14 protein-coding genes are annotated in these 15206 nt (G+C 57.9%); 7 read left to right on the top strand and 7 right to left on the bottom strand.

Translation table 11 applies throughout. From position 1 onward, the window contains the following. Positions 1 to 82 precede the first annotated feature (82 nt). Positions 83 to 1660, top strand: a complete 1578-nt coding sequence (locus ACWJ62_RS08765) for a Re/Si-specific NAD(P)(+) transhydrogenase subunit alpha (protein WP_449285835.1) — start codon at positions 83 to 85, stop codon at positions 1658 to 1660. Positions 1661 to 1672: 12 nt separating this feature from the next. Beyond that, positions 1673 to 3064: a Re/Si-specific NAD(P)(+) transhydrogenase subunit beta gene (pntB, locus tag ACWJ62_RS08760; RefSeq protein WP_449285834.1), complete on the top strand. Its 1392-nt coding sequence runs from the start codon at positions 1673 to 1675 to the stop codon at positions 3062 to 3064. 30 nt (positions 3065 to 3094) lie between these two features. Here the strand turns inward: pntB and bamE are convergent, their stop codons facing one another. Continuing rightward, entirely contained in the window at positions 3095 to 3400 is a 306-nt protein-coding gene (bamE, locus tag ACWJ62_RS08755; RefSeq protein WP_449286165.1) for an outer membrane protein assembly factor BamE domain-containing protein, read from the bottom strand. Positions 3401 to 3556: 156 nt separating this feature from the next. Continuing rightward, positions 3557 to 4669 carry an NADH:flavin oxidoreductase gene (locus ACWJ62_RS08750; RefSeq protein WP_449285833.1) on the bottom strand — a complete coding sequence of 371 codons (1113 nt, stop codon included), beginning with the start codon at positions 4667 to 4669 and terminating at the stop codon, positions 3557 to 3559. Between the two features lie 89 nt (positions 4670 to 4758). Between ACWJ62_RS08750 and ACWJ62_RS08745 the strand changes: the two genes are divergently transcribed. Beyond that, positions 4759 to 5229 (top strand): winged helix-turn-helix transcriptional regulator, encoded by a 471-nt coding sequence (locus ACWJ62_RS08745; RefSeq protein ID WP_449285832.1) that lies wholly within the window; start codon positions 4759 to 4761, stop codon positions 5227 to 5229. A 167-nt stretch (positions 5230 to 5396) separates the two neighbouring features. Further along, entirely contained in the window at positions 5397 to 6119 is a 723-nt protein-coding gene (locus ACWJ62_RS08740; protein ID WP_449285831.1) for an OmpW/AlkL family protein, read from the top strand. Positions 6120 to 6267: 148 nt separating this feature from the next. Here ACWJ62_RS08740 and ACWJ62_RS08735 read toward each other — a convergent pair whose 3' ends face one another. Next, positions 6268 to 7590: a DEAD/DEAH box helicase gene (locus ACWJ62_RS08735; RefSeq protein WP_014578759.1), complete on the bottom strand. Its 1323-nt coding sequence runs from the start codon at positions 7588 to 7590 to the stop codon at positions 6268 to 6270. Positions 7591 to 7910: 320 nt separating this feature from the next. Here ACWJ62_RS08735 and ACWJ62_RS08730 point away from each other — a divergent pair, with 320 nt between their 5' ends. After that, positions 7911 to 8726 carry a prolipoprotein diacylglyceryl transferase family protein gene (locus ACWJ62_RS08730; RefSeq protein WP_449285830.1) on the top strand — a complete coding sequence of 272 codons (816 nt, stop codon included), beginning with the start codon at positions 7911 to 7913 and terminating at the stop codon, positions 8724 to 8726. Between the two features lie 39 nt (positions 8727 to 8765). On the opposite strand, the gene ACWJ62_RS08725 is transcribed toward ACWJ62_RS08730, so the two are convergent. Further along, the gene (locus ACWJ62_RS08725) at positions 8766 to 9221 is read right to left on the bottom strand and encodes a DUF302 domain-containing protein (RefSeq protein WP_449285829.1); all 456 of its coding nucleotides are present in this window, start codon (positions 9219 to 9221) and stop codon (positions 8766 to 8768) included. A gap of 69 nt (positions 9222 to 9290) precedes the next feature. Continuing rightward, positions 9291 to 10307: a lysophospholipid acyltransferase family protein gene (locus tag ACWJ62_RS08720; protein WP_449285828.1), complete on the bottom strand. Its 1017-nt coding sequence runs from the start codon at positions 10305 to 10307 to the stop codon at positions 9291 to 9293. A gap of 93 nt (positions 10308 to 10400) precedes the next feature. Between ACWJ62_RS08720 and mltF the strand changes: the two genes are divergently transcribed. Together mltF and ACWJ62_RS08710 are read left to right on the top strand one after the other, a co-directional pair. Then, positions 10401 to 11771 (top strand): membrane-bound lytic murein transglycosylase MltF, encoded by a 1371-nt coding sequence (mltF, locus tag ACWJ62_RS08715; protein WP_449285827.1) that lies wholly within the window; start codon positions 10401 to 10403, stop codon positions 11769 to 11771. Between the two features lie 52 nt (positions 11772 to 11823). Further along, on the top strand, positions 11824 to 12891 hold the full coding sequence (locus ACWJ62_RS08710) for a transporter substrate-binding domain-containing protein (protein WP_449285826.1): 1068 nt from the start codon (positions 11824 to 11826) through the stop codon (positions 12889 to 12891). Between the two features lie 26 nt (positions 12892 to 12917). Here the strand turns inward: ACWJ62_RS08710 and ACWJ62_RS08705 are convergent, their stop codons facing one another. Together ACWJ62_RS08705 and ACWJ62_RS08700 are read right to left on the bottom strand one after the other, a co-directional pair. Beyond that, positions 12918 to 14444 (bottom strand): flavin-containing monooxygenase, encoded by a 1527-nt coding sequence (locus ACWJ62_RS08705; protein WP_449285825.1) that lies wholly within the window; start codon positions 14442 to 14444, stop codon positions 12918 to 12920. A gap of 154 nt (positions 14445 to 14598) precedes the next feature. After that, positions 14599 to 15147, bottom strand: a complete 549-nt coding sequence (locus ACWJ62_RS08700) for a YgjV family protein (RefSeq protein ID WP_449285824.1) — start codon at positions 15145 to 15147, stop codon at positions 14599 to 14601. Positions 15148 to 15206 lie beyond the last annotated feature (59 nt).

Genomic DNA, 15206 nt, shown 5'->3' with positions numbered 1-15206 from the left:
TCTCAGCAAATCTGGTACCATCTCCGGCTACGTAAAAACCGAGACATCCATTGAGTCGGTCGTTCCGGAGGACGCGCTTAACATGAAAATCGGTATCCCCAAGGAAATCTTCGAGGATGAGAGGCGGGTGGCTGCAACGCCACCCTCCGCTCACAAATTAGTCGGGCTTGGTTACGACGTGATCGTGGAGGCCGGCGCCGGCGAGGCGGCCAACTACTCCGATGCTGCCTATGAAAAAGTGGGCGCAGCCATCGCTTCAGACACCGGTTCTCTCTGGAAAGAAGCCGACTTTATTCTGAAAGTCCGCGCGCCCATGGAAAATCCGGCGCTGGGTAAACACGAAGCGGATCTGATGAAAGAGGGCGCGTTTCTGGTCAGCTACATCTGGCCAGCGCAAAACCCGGAACTCCTGGAGAAGCTGGCCGCCAGAAAGATCACCTCTTTTGCTATCGACAGCCTGCCCCGCATCAGCCGCGCCCAGAAGATGGACGCCCTCAGCGCCATGGCCAACATTGCCGGCTATCGGGCGGTGATCGAAGCGGCCAACCATTTCGGGCGTTTCTTTACCGGCCAGGTTACGGCTGCCGGCAAGGTGCCACCGGCCAAGATCATGGTGATCGGTGCCGGCGTTGCCGGCCTGGCTGCCATTGGTGCTGCCAACAGCATGGGCGCCATCGTGCGGGCCTTTGATACCCGCCTGGAAGTGAAAGAACAGGTTGAAAGCATGGGCGCCCAGTTCCTGGTGCTGGACTTCGAAGACGAGGACGGCAGCGGTGGCGGCGGCTACGCCAAGCAGATGAGCGACGAGTTCATCAAGGCGGAAATGGAACTGTTCGCCGAACAGGCCAAAGAGGTGGACATCATCATCACCACCGCTTTGATTCCCGGCAAGCCAGCGCCGAAGCTGATTACCGCAGACATGGTGAAATCCATGAAGCCCGGCAGCGTGATTGTGGATCTGGCGTCCGAACGGGGCGGCAACTGCGAGCTCACCGAGCCCGGCAAAGTGGCGCACCAGCACGGCGTTACACTGATCGGCTACACCGACCTGCCCAGCCGCATGGCCAAGGTGGCCAGTGAGCTCTACGCCACGAACCTGGTGCATCTGCTGACCGAGCTGACACCCGAGAAGGACGGCAAGCCGGTGGTGAACATGGAAGACGATGTCATCCGTGGTCTTACCGTGGTTCATGAAGACGACATCACCTGGCCACCACCACAACCGGAGGCGCCGGTCAGTCCCAAGCCGGCACCAGGTACGGAGGAGCCGTCGGCCGCTGACAAGGCAGCCGCCAAGAAAGACGCCGATCGCCGAAGCCTTATTGGCAAAGGTGTGCTTCTGGCCGTGACCGCTCTTGCACTCTATGGCGTTGGCGCCCACGCGCCAGAAAGCTTCCTGCAGCACTTTACCGTGTTTGTTCTGTCCTGCTTTATCGGTTGGCAGGTTATCTGGAACGTCACGCCGTCCCTGCATACGCCTCTTATGAGCGTAACCAACGCGATCAGTGGCATCATCGTGATCGGTGCCATTCTGCACCTCGCGCAGGCGGAAAACGTTGCCGTCGGGATCATGGCCTTTGTCGCGGTGCTGATTGCCAGCATCAACGTAGGGGGCGGCTTCCGGGTCACCCATCGCATGCTCAAAATGTTCCGCAAGTAGGAGACGCCCGATATGAGCACAGGACTGGTGAGCGTGGCCTACGTGGTCGCAAGTATCTTGTTTATTCTCAGCCTCGGTGGCCTTAGCCACCAGGAATCGGCACGACGCGGCAATCTCTACGGCGTTGCCGGCATCATCATCGCTGTGGGGGCAACCCTGGCCAGCGTTGACGGCGGCATCGTCTCGATCGTGGTTGCCGTCTTGCTGGGTGCCGGCATCGGCATTGCCATCGCCAACAAGGTGGAAATGACCCAGATGCCACAGCTGGTGGCCCTGCTTCACAGCTTTGTGGGCGCGGCAGCCGTGTTTGTCGGCTTTTCAGGCTACATCGAACCGCTGATTGCAACCTCAGGAGCCGAGCACACCATTAAACTGGTGGAAGTCTTCGTTGGTATCTTCATTGGCGCGGTGACCTTCACGGGTTCCCTGGTGGCCTGCGGTAAACTTGATGGTCGCATCGACAGCAAAGCCCTGACCCTTCCCGGCCGGCACCTGATGAACCTGGCAGCCGTCATAGTCTGTGTCTTCCTCGGGGCCTGGTTCCTGGGTACCGACAGCATGGCTCTGGGCATCGTGGCGCTCGTCCTGATGACCGTCATTGCCTCGGTCCTCGGCATTCATCTGATCATGGCCATCGGCGGTGCCGACATGCCTGTGGTGGTCTCCATGCTCAACAGCTACTCCGGTTGGGCGGCGGCCTCCATCGGTTTCATGCTGGGCAACGATCTGCTGATTGTCGTTGGTGCCCTGGTGGGCAGCAGCGGTGCCATCCTCAGCTACATCATGTGCAAGGCGATGAATCGCTCGTTCATCAGCGTGATTCTGGGTGGCTTCGGCCAGACCAGCAGCAGCTCGGCTGCAGCCGATGCTGACCAGACCGTGCATGAATCCAGTGTGGATGAAGTCTGTGAAGAGCTGCGCAACGCCCAGTCGGTGATCATCGTGCCCGGTTATGGCATGGCGGTCGCCCAGGCTCAGAACGGCGTCAGCGAAATGACCAAGATTCTTCGGGACCGTGGCGTCAACGTGCGCTTTGGCATCCATCCGGTGGCCGGCCGTCTGCCAGGACATATGAACGTGCTTTTGGCGGAAGCCCACGTTCCTTATGACATCGTTCTGGAAATGGACGAAATCAATGATGATTTCCCGGATACCGACGTGGTGCTGGTCATTGGCGCCAATGACACGGTAAACCCGGCGGCAGCAGAAGATCCCGGTAGCCCGATTGCCGGCATGCCGGTGCTGGAGGTCTGGAAGGCTGGACAGGTTGTCGTGCTCAAGCGGGGCATGGCCACCGGCTATTCCGGCGTCGAGAACCCGCTGTTCTTCAAGGACAACACGCGCATGTTGTTCGGCGATGCCAAGGACAGCATCGACAAGCTGGTAGGAGGTTTGCGGGGCTGAAGGCAGCCCCGCGCCTGATCTTTTGCCAGTTTATTCGGTGGTGTTGTAAACGTAAGACGAGACTGTGCCGTCCTGGTTGAACCGAACAACCAGGTCGGTAGTTTCTGCATCACCGAAGGCAGACCACTTGTACTTGCCATAGGTCCAGGTGCGTTTGCCGTCTTCAATACCGGTGCGCCACGGCTCGCCAAACATCTCCTGGATATCCGCCCGCGTGGTTTCACCAATCTGGATCTGATCCACATTGTGGGTAGCAAAATCTTTCCCGACGGTCGCACAGCCCACCATGACCGCCATAAGCAACGCCACCGTCAGTGTTTTGATCAAACCAATCATAGACATACCAATCCCTCATATCGGGGTGAATTTCACCCATCATAACGCGTCTCTGATCAGACGCGATTACGAAGACGACAGATTCACCGGACACAAAAAAGCCGCAGGCCCGAAGACACTGCGGCAGGTTTCGATCGTCCGATCGAAAGGGGTTAATCAATAAAGCTTGGCGAGGGACTTCTTGGCGAAAGATTCCACCTCGTTCAGTCGGCCTTCTTTCACCTTGATCAGCCATTCTGGATCCTGCAGAAGTGCCCGACCCACGGCGATCAGTTCAAACTCGTGGTTGTTCATTCGCTCCACCAGCTCATCGATGCCGGCTTTCTCAACGGCTTCCTGCTTGCTGGCAAAGGTGCCGCTGATGAAGTCTTCCGTCAGTCCGACACTGCCCACAGACATGGTCGGTTTGCCGGAAAGCTTCTGGGTCCAGCCTGCGAGATTCAGATCCGAGCCTTCAAACTCCGGCTCCCAGAAACGACGGGTGGAGGCGTGGAAAATGTCCACACCGGCTTCCACCAGAGGCTTCAGGAACCGCTCGAGTTCCTCAGGGCTATTAACCAGTTTGGCTTCGTAATCCTGCTGCTTCCACTGAGAAAACCGGAGCATGATCGGGAAGTCCGGGCCTACCCGATGACGCACCGCCTCGACGATTTCCACCACGAAACGCAGGCGGTTTTCCAGGCTTCCGCCGTACTCATCATCGCGCTGGTTAGTGCCTTCCCAAAGGAACTGGTCCAGCAGGTAGCCGTGGGCGCCATGGATCTCGACACCGTCAAAACCCAGGGCCTTGGCATCCTGGGCCGCATCGGCAAACGCGACAACGACATCCTCGATGTCTTCTTTGCTCATGGCCTTGCCGTTGGGCTTGCCAGGTGCGAACAAACCGGAAGGACTGTAACCGGGCACCGAAGGATCCGGCGGTGTGCCCTCCTTCCTGACAGCGCCCACGTGCCAGAGCTGCGGGAAAATCGCGCCGCCGGCCTCATGGACCGCGTCGACCACATGTTTCCAGCCCTCGAGAGCGTCGGTGCCATGAAACGCCGGCACATTCGGATAGCCATTGGCGGCCGCGTGATTGACGGTCGTGCCTTCAGTAATGATCAGGCCAACGCCCGCTTCGGCCCGACGGCGGTAATAGGACACCACGCTCTCGCCCGGGACTCCCTCTGGGGAGAAGTTACGGGTCATGGGCGCCATCGCCACTCGGTTTCGCAGTTTGAGGTTGTGAAGTTCAAACGGTTCGAAAAGCGGGCCAAGATTCATGCTCATGGTAGTGTGCAACCTCACTAATTTGGTTTCGTTAAGCAACCCTATTAAATCTGGTTTTAAAATGCAACCCTATTCGGTACACTCCGGTTATGGCCAGAAAACGTTTTGATGACTCCAGCTGTTCCGTCGCCCGCGCCCTCAATGAAGTGGGCGACTGGTGGTCCCTCCTGATTGTGCTACACGCCATGTATGGCACCCGCCGGTTCGTGGATTTCCAGCAGGAACTGGGCATTGCCAAAAATATCCTGTGTGATCGCCTGGCACGGCTGGTGGACAATGAAGTGCTGCGCAAGGTGGATGTGGGCGAACACGGGTCACGCTTTGAATACCGCTTGACCGAAAAAGGCAGGGATCTTTTCCCGGTCGTTATCGCTCTTCGTCAGTGGGGGGACAAGTGGAACCCTGCTCCGGATGAGGCCCCGCTGGACCTGCGCGACCGCGCCACCGGTCGACCAATTCACACGGTGGAGGTCCAGAACGCCGATGGCCAGACCCTGTCCATCCGGGATGTGTTTGTTCCGGACGAGAACCTGCCCGTGCGTAAAAAGAACTCTGCCTGACTATTCGAAATAACCGCAGCAATCGAATCACCGTCCGTTTTTTTGAGTTGAATCAATCCGCTGATCAAACTCGCTCACCTGCCCGGACATTCTTGCGCTAAATCAAGTTTCCATTTCCCGATGTCATTAATCTGCAGTCATCAACGATTCAGGTTAAGGAGATGGATATGTCCCGTACATTCAAACTTGGTGTTCTGGCTGCAGCGGTAATGGCTGCTGCTCCCGCTGTTCAGGCGTACGAAGCTGGTGATTTTATCGGCCGCGTTGGTGTGGCAACGGTTGATCCGGATTCTTCCAGTAGCAACTTGAACTCCAACGCGCTTGGCGAAATTGACGGCGCCCAGGTCAGCGTCGATTCCGACACCCAGCTTGGACTGACCGCAAGCTACATGCTGACAGACCAGATCGCTGTTGGCGTGCTTGCCGCGACCCCGTTCAAGCACGACATCAACGGTGACGGAGCGGCGCTCGGTGGTACCGGCAAGTTGGCAGAAACTAAACACTTGCCGCCCACCATCACACTGCAATACTTCCCGATGCCCAGCGGTAGCAAATTCCAGCCCTATGTTGGTGCTGGCGTGAACTACACCAACTTCTTTGAAGAGAAGACCACCCAGACGCTAACGACCACCTATGACGCTGTAGCAGGAAATCCGGGTATTGATGGTACAGACATCAAGCTGGATGACAGCTTCGGTCTGGCAGCCGAAATTGGTCTTGACTACATGATCACCGAAAACGTCGGTATCAACGCGGCGGTCTGGTGGATCGACATCGACACCGAAGCCACCATCAATGCCTATGCGGGCAATGCGGTAGCCGATACCAGCACGATCGACGTGGATATCGACCCCTGGGTCTACATGGTAGGCGTGTCCTATAAGTTCTGATCCCCGTGCCTCTGCCAGTCGCCACGGTCTGTTGGCTGGCGGAAGGTGCGTTTTCCTATGCGGGGCTTCTCCGGCCCCGCTTTTTTTGCCTACCTGAAAACAGAAAAACGGAGCCGAAGCTCCGTTTTTAGTAACTGCCAATCAGCCCTCAGGCACTCTGGCGCTGAGCCGGACGACTCCGCTGACCACCGCCATTCTGGCTACGGCCACCGCTGCGACCACCCGGCTTGGCGCCGAAGCTCTTCGGCTTTCCGCCGGGACGACCATTGCCGCCGCCATTACCATTACGGTTACGGGCGCGACTGGGATCGGCCTTGGCCTTGGGCTTCAGCGGCAGGTTGTTGGTAGGCTCGAAGCCTTCCACTTCCGTGCGCGGCAGCTGCTTTTTAATCAGTCTTTCGATACCGGCGAGCATCTTGCCTTCATCGGCACTGACCAGCGACAGGGCGTGACCACTTTCACCGGCACGGCCGGTACGGCCGATACGGTGCACGTAATCTTCCGGTACGTTGGGCAGTTCAAAGTTCACTACCTGGGGCAGCTGCTTGATGTCCAGGCCACGGGCGGCGATATCCGTCGCCACCAGCACACGTACTTCGCCAGCTTTAAAATCCGCCAGCGCACGGGTACGGGCACCCTGTGACTTGTTGCCATGGATGGCAGCGGCGGTAATACCGTCCTTCTCCAGCTTCTGGGTCAGGCGATTGGCACCATGCTTGGTGCGGGTGAAAACCAGCACCTGATCCCAGCTGTTATCGCGAACCAGCTTGCTCAGCAACGCTGTTTTCTGGCTCTGATCTACCGGATAGACAGACTGCTTGATATTTTCGGCAGAGGTATTCCGAGCCGCGACTTCAACCTGAACCGGGTTATCCAGCAGACCTTCTGCCAGAGTCCGGATCTCGTTGGAGAAGGTGGCGGAGAACAGCAGGTTCTGGCGCTTGGCCGGCAACAACGAAAGGATCTTGCGAATGTCGCGGATAAAGCCCATGTCCAGCATGCGATCGGCTTCGTCCAGAACCAGGATTTCCACTTCGTTGAAGCGCACAGCATTCTGCTGATACAGGTCCATCAGACGACCCGGTGTTGCCACCAGCACGTCCAGGCCTTTGCGCAGCTTCATCATCTGCGGATTGATTTTCACACCACCGAAGACCACGGCGGCCTTGGTTGGAATGTATTTGCTGTAAAGATTCACGCTGTCATGAACCTGCGCCGCCAGTTCACGGGTGGGCGTCAGAATCAGGGCGCGGGGGCCTTTGCCAGTGCGCGGGTTTTCACCCAGACGCTGCAGCAAGGGCAAGGTAAAACCGGCTGTTTTGCCGGTACCGGTCTGGGCAGCAGCCATAACGTCCCGGCCAGAAAGCACGGCAGGAATGGCCTGGGCCTGAATGGGAGACGGGGTTTCATAACCCTGGTCAGACGTGGCACGGACCAGCTGCTCGGACAAACCGAGTGAAGAAAAACTCATATAAGATCAACTCTTGATTATTCTGCCTCCACGACCACCGTTTTCGGCGAATGCGGGCAGATGCCATGAACATTCATGGAATAAAAGACGACTACGGTCACGCGCCGTTATCGGGGTGACGTCCTCTGACAGGTCGTATGGAAAGGTCGCACGGGCTTAAAGCCTTAAACTGCGGAATCCCTAGAGGCAGGATGCAGGCACATTAACAGAGGCCCGGCGAATTAGCCATAGGTGATTATAATAAGCATCCGAAGGAACCTGGATTGCATCTTCGAGTCAGACTGCCTTCACGAAACCGAACCACAGAGGGATTTGTCAGAATGAGCGTCAGTATCGGCCCATTGAGCCTGTCCATCGGCCACCTGCTCCTGGTTATCGCCTTCGGCCTGGCTCTGCTGGTTGGAGGGATACTCGGCCGCAAATATCGGGTGCCGGTGGCCGGATCGGTGGCCGATATCTTTGTAGTCGCGATGCTGAGCGCCCGGATCGGTTTCGTAATCAGCTACTTCGAGCATTACCAGAACGACCTGCTGGGCATCATTGATATCCGTGACGGCGGTTTCGATGCGCTCTGGGGTGTCATCGGCGCCATCATCTTCACCGGCTTTCTGATGTGGCGCAGAAAAGCACAACGCAAGCCACTGGCCACGGCCGCGATAACAGGCGCCCTGTTCTGGGCCGGCACCGCAGGCACCATTACACTGATCGAACAGCAGGCCCGCGGCATGCCGGACGTTACCCTGCGCTCGCTCAATGGTGAAGTGATCAATATGTCCCAGTTGGCTCCGGGCCGACCCATGGTGGTCAATCTCTGGGCGACCTGGTGCCCACCCTGCATCCGGGAAATGCCCGTGCTGGAGGGAGCTCAACACATCTATCCGGATATCGCGTTTGTGTTTGCCAACCAGCGGGAACAGCCCGAGACCATCCGTTCCTTTCTTGAGGAAAGCCGCCTGAACCTGAACAACCTTTACCGGGACGATCAGGCTCAGCTGGCGCGAGCCGTGGGCAGCAATGGCTTGCCAACAACGCTTTTCTACAATGCCCAGGGCGAACTAATCGATTCCCACATGGGCGAACTGTCACGGGCAACCCTGGCCAGGGGCCTGAAAAAAATCCGGGCACCCGACGAGTGAATCAGGCCCGCTGTGCCCTACAACCGGGTGGGGTTTTATCTATTGGGTTGCCGCTTTGGCAAAATTTCCCAGTGCGCCGCTCACTTTCCCGAGCACCTCATCGCATCCTTCAATGCCATGGCGGCTCTTGAGGTATTGCGGGTCGTTGTACCCCAGCCACACGTCTCCGTTGGCATCCTCCCAGATCAGGGCTTTTTGGGGCAGGTCGATGGCGACACTCTGGGCGCACTGCATCAGCGGTGTACCGACTTTGGGGTTGCCGAAAATAACCACTTCGGTCGGACGCAATTCCAGACCGGCTTTTTCGGCGCCCTGCTGATGATTAACGCGGGCCATGACCGTCATGCCCTTCTCTTTTAGCACAGACTCGAGTTTGTCCGCCGTGGCTTTGACATCGTGACTGCTTTTGACCGCGACCAACCCATCTGCAGCATGAGTGAGCGTGGCGAACAACAGAGTCGATGCCACCAGAACCAGTCTGAGAACGCAGCGCATAGTATCCTCCCAAGCGTTTTCTTAAGATATCAGGATAGAACAGCGGCGGGCGTTACGCATGAAAGCGCATCAGTAAATCCCTGCCGCACCCTCTGGCCTGCTCTTGAATCGCTTGTGCAGCCATAGATACTGATCGGGCTGCTCCCGAACGGTGGCTTCAATAAAGCGGTTCCAGACTTTGGCGTCCTGTTCTGGATTTTCTCCGAAGGATTCCTGAATCGGAGAGAACACGACCCGGTAACTGCCATCGGGCATTCGCAAGTGACTCACGCAAATGACCGCGGCGCCGGACTCCCTCGCAATGTAACTCGGCGACGTAATACAGCCGGCACTGACCCCGAAAAAGGGCACGAACACCTCGGACTTCTTGCCAAAATCCTGGTCACAGGCAAACCAGACCTGCCCACCTTCTTTCAGGAACGACAACATGGGTCTTATCTGACGCTTGGTGAATGGGCGGATACCAAAATGCCGCCGGCGGCCACGTTCGATCATACGGTCGATCACCGGATTGTTGTTGGGGCGATACATGTAACCCGGCTTCTCGAGCTTGCAGGCAATCAAAGGCAGTGCAAAATCGAAAATACTGTAGTGCCCGCCGATCAGCAGTACCCCCTTACCGCGTCGTTTCGCTTCTTCAAGGTGCTCGGTGCCATGTACCGAGGCGCTCTCGCAGTAGGGGGCCATATCCCGCCACCAGGCATGAACGCTTTCCAGAACGCCACGGGCCGAGGCCACAAACGCATCCTCCACCAGTTGGCTACGGGTCGCTTGATCGAGTTCCGGCATGCAGGCCGCCAGGTTGGCGTCCGCAACCCTGGCACGGGACCGCATTTTTCTGGAAAGCAGCCTGCCCAGCCAGCGACCAAAACGCTGCTTGAGCCCCATCGGAAGAAACGATAAAAGCCAGAGCATAAAGACAAGGACCCAGGCACCCCAGAAGACAGGATGCCAGAGCGCAAGTTTTTTACTTTTTCTGCCGGACGCCATACAACGGTCGCCTTTGGTAATGAGGAAGCGGTTGGCCAGCCTGACACATTCCAGGTCAGCTGGATACTTGAGTTCCTCACCCTCCCTGATTGACAAAAGGGGATCCAATTCCGGAATTCTAGAGTATGGTTTAGAGGAGATACGTGTTTATACGTAGAAGTCATTTCAAAAGATAGGAAATTCCTCGCTATGTTCCGATGGAAGTTCGCCGCGGGTCTTGTGATCCTGCCACTCCTGCTTTCCGGCTGCAGTGACAACACCAGCACCAGCCAACCGACGACAACGGATATCAAGCCACCGTCGGAAACGGGAGTACTCAAAGTGGCTACCCGCAATGGCTCCACAACCTATTACGTGGATCGGCATGAGAACCCCGTCGGTCCAGAGCACGCACTGATCAGCGCCTATGCCGAGAGTCGGGGCTGGCAGGTAGAATGGACCATGCTTGATTCCACCAGCGACGTTCTGGCGGCGTTGGAATCTGGCAACACCCATCTGGCCGCAGCGGGACTGACGCACCTCGCCTCCCGCGATGAGCAATTTGTTCGAGGCCCTGCCCACACCGAGATTACCGAACAACTGGTTTGCCATCGCGATGCGCGACCCATGCCCCGGAAGCCTGAGGACATTCCGGGCACCGATATTGTGGTAACCGCCGGCTCCAGCTACGTCGAAACCCTGAACAAGCTGAATGAACAGCATCCGGGAATCGAGTTTCAGGAAGATGCAGATCGCACTACCGAAGTGATCCTCTCGGATGTTGCCGAGCGGGAGGTCGGCTGCACTGTCGCCGATTCCAACATTGTTCAGGTGATGCGCCGGCATTTTCCCCATCTGGAAGTGGCGATGACGCTCACGCAGGGTCGGAATCTGGGCTGGTATATGCCCAAGGCTTCCGGGGATCTGGCCTCCGACGCCCACGAGTGGATGAACAGCGTCGATGGCGATGAGGCCATAGGCCTGATGGAGAACCGCTACTATTCCTACATCGGCGACTTTGATTTCGTGGATCTGCGGGCCCTGAATCGCCGGATTGAGGATCGGCTGCCGGAATTTATTGATCAGTTCCGGGAAGCGGAGGCCAAAACCGGGATGCCGGCAGACCTGCTGGCCGCTCTCGCTTATCAGGAGTCCCATTGGGATCCGGCGGCAAAATCGCCCACCGGTGTCCGCGGCATCATGATGCTGACCCGACGGACCGCCGAATCCCTGGGTGTCACCAACCGTCTGGACCCCGAGGCCGCCATTGATGGCGGCGCCCGTTACCTGGCCGACCGGCACCGCCGCCTGCCCGAGACCATTCCGGAGCCGGACCGCACCTTTCTGGCGCTGGCCAGCTACAACATTGGCCGGGGGCACCTGCTGGATGCCCGGGAGCTGGCCCGGAGCCTGAACCGGAATCCGGACTCATGGCAGGAAATGACCGAGGTTTTACCCCTCAAGGCGGACAAACGGTACTATCCAAGCACCCGCTACGGATACGCTCGGGGCTATGAGCCCGTGCATTACGTGCAGCGCATTCGCAACTACCGGGATGTAATACGTTCCGCCTTCGAATAAGCAATCGATTATTAACAGGGAGAGCGGCCCGAAACCGGGGCCGCACACAGATATGGCACAACGGATTCTGCTTTGTTTTCTTCTGTTCACGCTGGCGGCCACCAACCAGCTTCACGCCCAAAGTACCCCGCTGAAGGTCGGCATCACCGAGGTGCCGCCCTTTGTCATGCAAACCGAAGACGGACGCTGGGAGGGCATCAGCGTTGACCTCTGGCAGGAAGTGGCAGCCGGGATGAACCGGGAGTTTGAATTCATCCCGATGAGTTTCAACGAACTGTTGGATGCCACCGAAAACGGCCAGATTGATGTGGCCGTCGGCGCTCTGACCATGACCGCAGATCGGGAAAGCCGGTTTGATTTCAGCCACCCTTTCTACCAGACCGGGCTATCCATAGCGGTTCCACCGGTGCCGGAGCAAAGTCTGCTGGCCAGCCTCAAGGCTCTGATAAGCTGGCAGTTTGTGAGCGTCGTAATGGCCCTGGGCGCCCTGCTACTGGCAGTCGGCTTTTTGCTTTGGCTGGTTGAGCGTCGTCGCAATCCGGAACAGTTCGGCGGCTCCACCGCCGAGGGTATAGGTTCAAGCTTCTGGTGGGCGGCCGTGACCATGACCACAGTGGGCTATGGCGACAAGGCTCCGGTCTCGTTTGCCGGGCGTCTGATCGCCCTGGTCTGGATGTTTGCCGGCTTGATCATGGTCGCCAGTTTCACCGCAGCAATCACCTCCTCACTGACCGTTAGCAATCTGCGCACCGGTATCGAAGGCGCGGGTGATCTGCCCGGCAAGGTCGTTGCTACCATTGGCAAGACCGCCAGCCAGCGCTACCTGGAAGAACAACGCATTCGCTATCAACCTTACCCGGACCTCACTACTGCCATGACCTCGGTTGCCGAGGGCAAGAGCGATGCCATCGTCTACGACCGGCCGCTGATGCAGTATCGCAACCAGCAGCTGGGCGACCAGCGGCTGACCATCCTGCCAGGGGTATTCGCAGAGCAACTGTATGCACTGGCACTGCCCGAAGGCAGTGCACTACGAGCACCGGTTTCCCAACAGATTTTGCGGGTAACGGAGTCCGACGATTGGGGCGCCATTCAAGCCGCGTACCTGGGCAACAACTGATGTAACAGATGGGCCCGCTTCCGCGCTCAGGTCCCGAACAGGGCCGAGCGCAAGGGCCGCAAGAAGCCGCCGGATTCTTTGTGACTCGCGTGAGTCCGCTTGCCGTCGAATTCCAGGTAGCCATCCTCAATCGGCTCGAAACGCAGAACTTTCACATCCTCCAGGTAATTCTGAGACGACTTCCAGGGCCCGTGAGTGCCCTGGCGGGGCAGACGATCGGCGGCCCGGCGAATATAGCCGGCGTCGAGAGAGCCAAGCACGGTGTCGTCGCCGCGACTGTTCTCAGTATCTCTGGCCACCACGGTATGATAGCCACGCTTGTCCATCAGGTTCATAAGTCGGCACAGATACTCGGCGGCAATGTCCACCTTCAGGGTCCAGGAGATGTTGGTGTACCCGAAGATCATGCCGGCATTGGGCACCCCCTCTACCATCACGTTCTTGTAGATGACCTTGTCTTTCATCACGACGTCCTGGCCATTCACCGTCGGCCGGATTCCGCCCAGCATCTGGATATCCAGGCCGGTTGCCGGAATGATGATATCCGCTTCCAGTTCCTCGCCGGATTTCAGGCGTATGCCGGTTTTCGTAAAGCGATCAATATGATCGGTGGCGATGGAGGCCTTGCCCGCTTTCATGGCCTGGAAAAGATCCCCGTCTTTTACCACGCACAGGCGCTGGTCCCAGGGATTGTAATCCGGGGTGAAATGCCGCATGTCGGCGGTGTTGCCAACCTTGCGTTTGATGATGCTAAGGAACAGCCGGCGCATGAACTGCGGGCTCTTTCTGGAGCGCTGGTAAAGGAAACGGGAAATGGAAATATTCCGGGCCCTGGTCAGCCGGTAGGCGGTCTTCTCGGGCAGAATTTTCTGCAGGAACAGGGTCACCTTGTCGGTGGAGGGCAAAGGCATCAGATAGGTCGGTGAGCGCTGGAGCATGGTTACATGCGAGGCCTTCTCGGCCATCGTCGGAACCAGGGTTATGGCGGTTGCGCCGCTGCCAATAACCACCACTTTCTTGCCCGCGTAGTCCAGATCCTCCGGCCAGTGTTGCGGTTGCACAATCTGGCCGCGGAAATCGCTTTCGCCCGGAAAGTCCGGTTTGTAGCCCTGATCATAGTTGTAATAGCCGGTACACCCGACCATGAAGTTGGCGGTGTAGTGCTCGGTTTCGCCGGTTTCTTCGTTCAGGGCCGTAAGCTTCCAGCATTTTTCGACGCCCGACCAATCCGCCGTTTTGACCGCCAGGCCAAAGCGGATGTGGCGCTCGACATCATGCTCCCTGGCGGTCTCCGCCACATAGTTCTTGATCGATGCGCCGTCCGCCAGCACCTTGCCACCAGTCCAGGGGCGGAAATTGTAGCCGAAGGTGAACATGTCGGAATCCGAGCGGATACCCGGGTAACGAAACAGATCCCAGGTGCCACCCAGTGACTGCCGGCGCTCAAGTATGGCAAATGACTTCCCGGGGCATTCACGTTTCAGGTGGCACGCCATGCCAATGCCGGAAACGCCGGCGCCGATGATCAGTACATCGAAATGCTGGTTACTCATTACCCGTCCTCTCGGATTCCAGTCCGTTTTTATAATTGATGGCCTGAAATCAAGATAGCTCAGGCCAGGCTGCGCGGGAATTGGCCAAAGTGGTCCCGGCCCGCGGTTGTTTCAGTCAGTCTTGAGATGAGAAACCGCAAACCAGCAAAACCTTTCAGCTCCCGGGAGTGAAATCCGGATACTTCTTCTGCAGCCGATAGAGCCGGATAATGGTGATGATGTTGGTGACCAGCACCATGCCCTCGGCCAGGGTGCCACCCACGGAACCAATAACGATGTTGTTGAGCATCCAGGCCAGGGCCGCAAACCCAAGCACGATTCGCAGGGGAATACCCCGGAGCATGAACATGCCCACGGTGCCGAAAACCGCAGCGGCGAGGGGGAATACGTCGGTGATGGATTTCCAGGTCGCCCAGGCGACCACCAGATTGATCGCCAGCATGACCAGCATAATGGGCCAGTTGCCCTGATACTTGCGCGCCAGGGTAATGCGAACAATCACCAGAACGGTCAGTGCCGAGGCGGTCCAGCTCTCGAAAAACGCGAACATCAGGGCAAAGGCAACGTTGGCGGAGATCAGCAGCACCATCAACCGGTCGTCATTCTTGTTCGCGAAGCCGGCAATGCAGAAACCCAGCGCTACAAGACCGCACACCTGGCCCAGCGCCTCGGCGAGGGTCATGTCCGCGATCAGATCAATCATCCTTCACCGGCCTGTCGCTCGTCGCCATATCGGTAATCCCCTCTGCCCGCAAAAGCTTT

It is taken from the genome of Marinobacter sp. PE14, from assembly GCF_053566155.1.
Note: the sequence above shows the minus strand (reverse complement) of the source record. Positions and strands in the feature narration are given on the sequence as shown.

Coding starts and splice junctions, on each gene's coding strand:
- ACWJ62_RS08765 (WP_449285835.1), top strand. CDS start 83: ATGAAAATCGGTATCCCCAAGGAAATCTTCGAGGATGAGAGGCGGGTG.
- pntB (WP_449285834.1), top strand. CDS start 1,673: ATGAGCACAGGACTGGTGAGCGTGGCCTACGTGGTCGCAAGTATCTTG.
- bamE (WP_449286165.1), bottom strand. CDS start 3,400: ATGATTGGTTTGATCAAAACACTGACGGTGGCGTTGCTTATGGCGGTC.
- ACWJ62_RS08750 (WP_449285833.1), bottom strand. CDS start 4,669: ATGAGCATGAATCTTGGCCCGCTTTTCGAACCGTTTGAACTTCACAAC.
- ACWJ62_RS08745 (WP_449285832.1), top strand. CDS start 4,759: ATGGCCAGAAAACGTTTTGATGACTCCAGCTGTTCCGTCGCCCGCGCC.
- ACWJ62_RS08740 (WP_449285831.1), top strand. CDS start 5,397: ATGTCCCGTACATTCAAACTTGGTGTTCTGGCTGCAGCGGTAATGGCT.
- ACWJ62_RS08735 (WP_014578759.1), bottom strand. CDS start 7,590: ATGAGTTTTTCTTCACTCGGTTTGTCCGAGCAGCTGGTCCGTGCCACG.
- ACWJ62_RS08730 (WP_449285830.1), top strand. CDS start 7,911: ATGAGCGTCAGTATCGGCCCATTGAGCCTGTCCATCGGCCACCTGCTC.
- ACWJ62_RS08725 (WP_449285829.1), bottom strand. CDS start 9,221: ATGCGCTGCGTTCTCAGACTGGTTCTGGTGGCATCGACTCTGTTGTTC.
- mltF (WP_449285827.1), top strand. CDS start 10,401: ATGTTCCGATGGAAGTTCGCCGCGGGTCTTGTGATCCTGCCACTCCTG.
- ACWJ62_RS08710 (WP_449285826.1), top strand. CDS start 11,824: ATGGCACAACGGATTCTGCTTTGTTTTCTTCTGTTCACGCTGGCGGCC.
- ACWJ62_RS08705 (WP_449285825.1), bottom strand. CDS start 14,444: ATGAGTAACCAGCATTTCGATGTACTGATCATCGGCGCCGGCGTTTCC.
- ACWJ62_RS08700 (WP_449285824.1), bottom strand. CDS start 15,147: ATGATTGATCTGATCGCGGACATGACCCTCGCCGAGGCGCTGGGCCAG.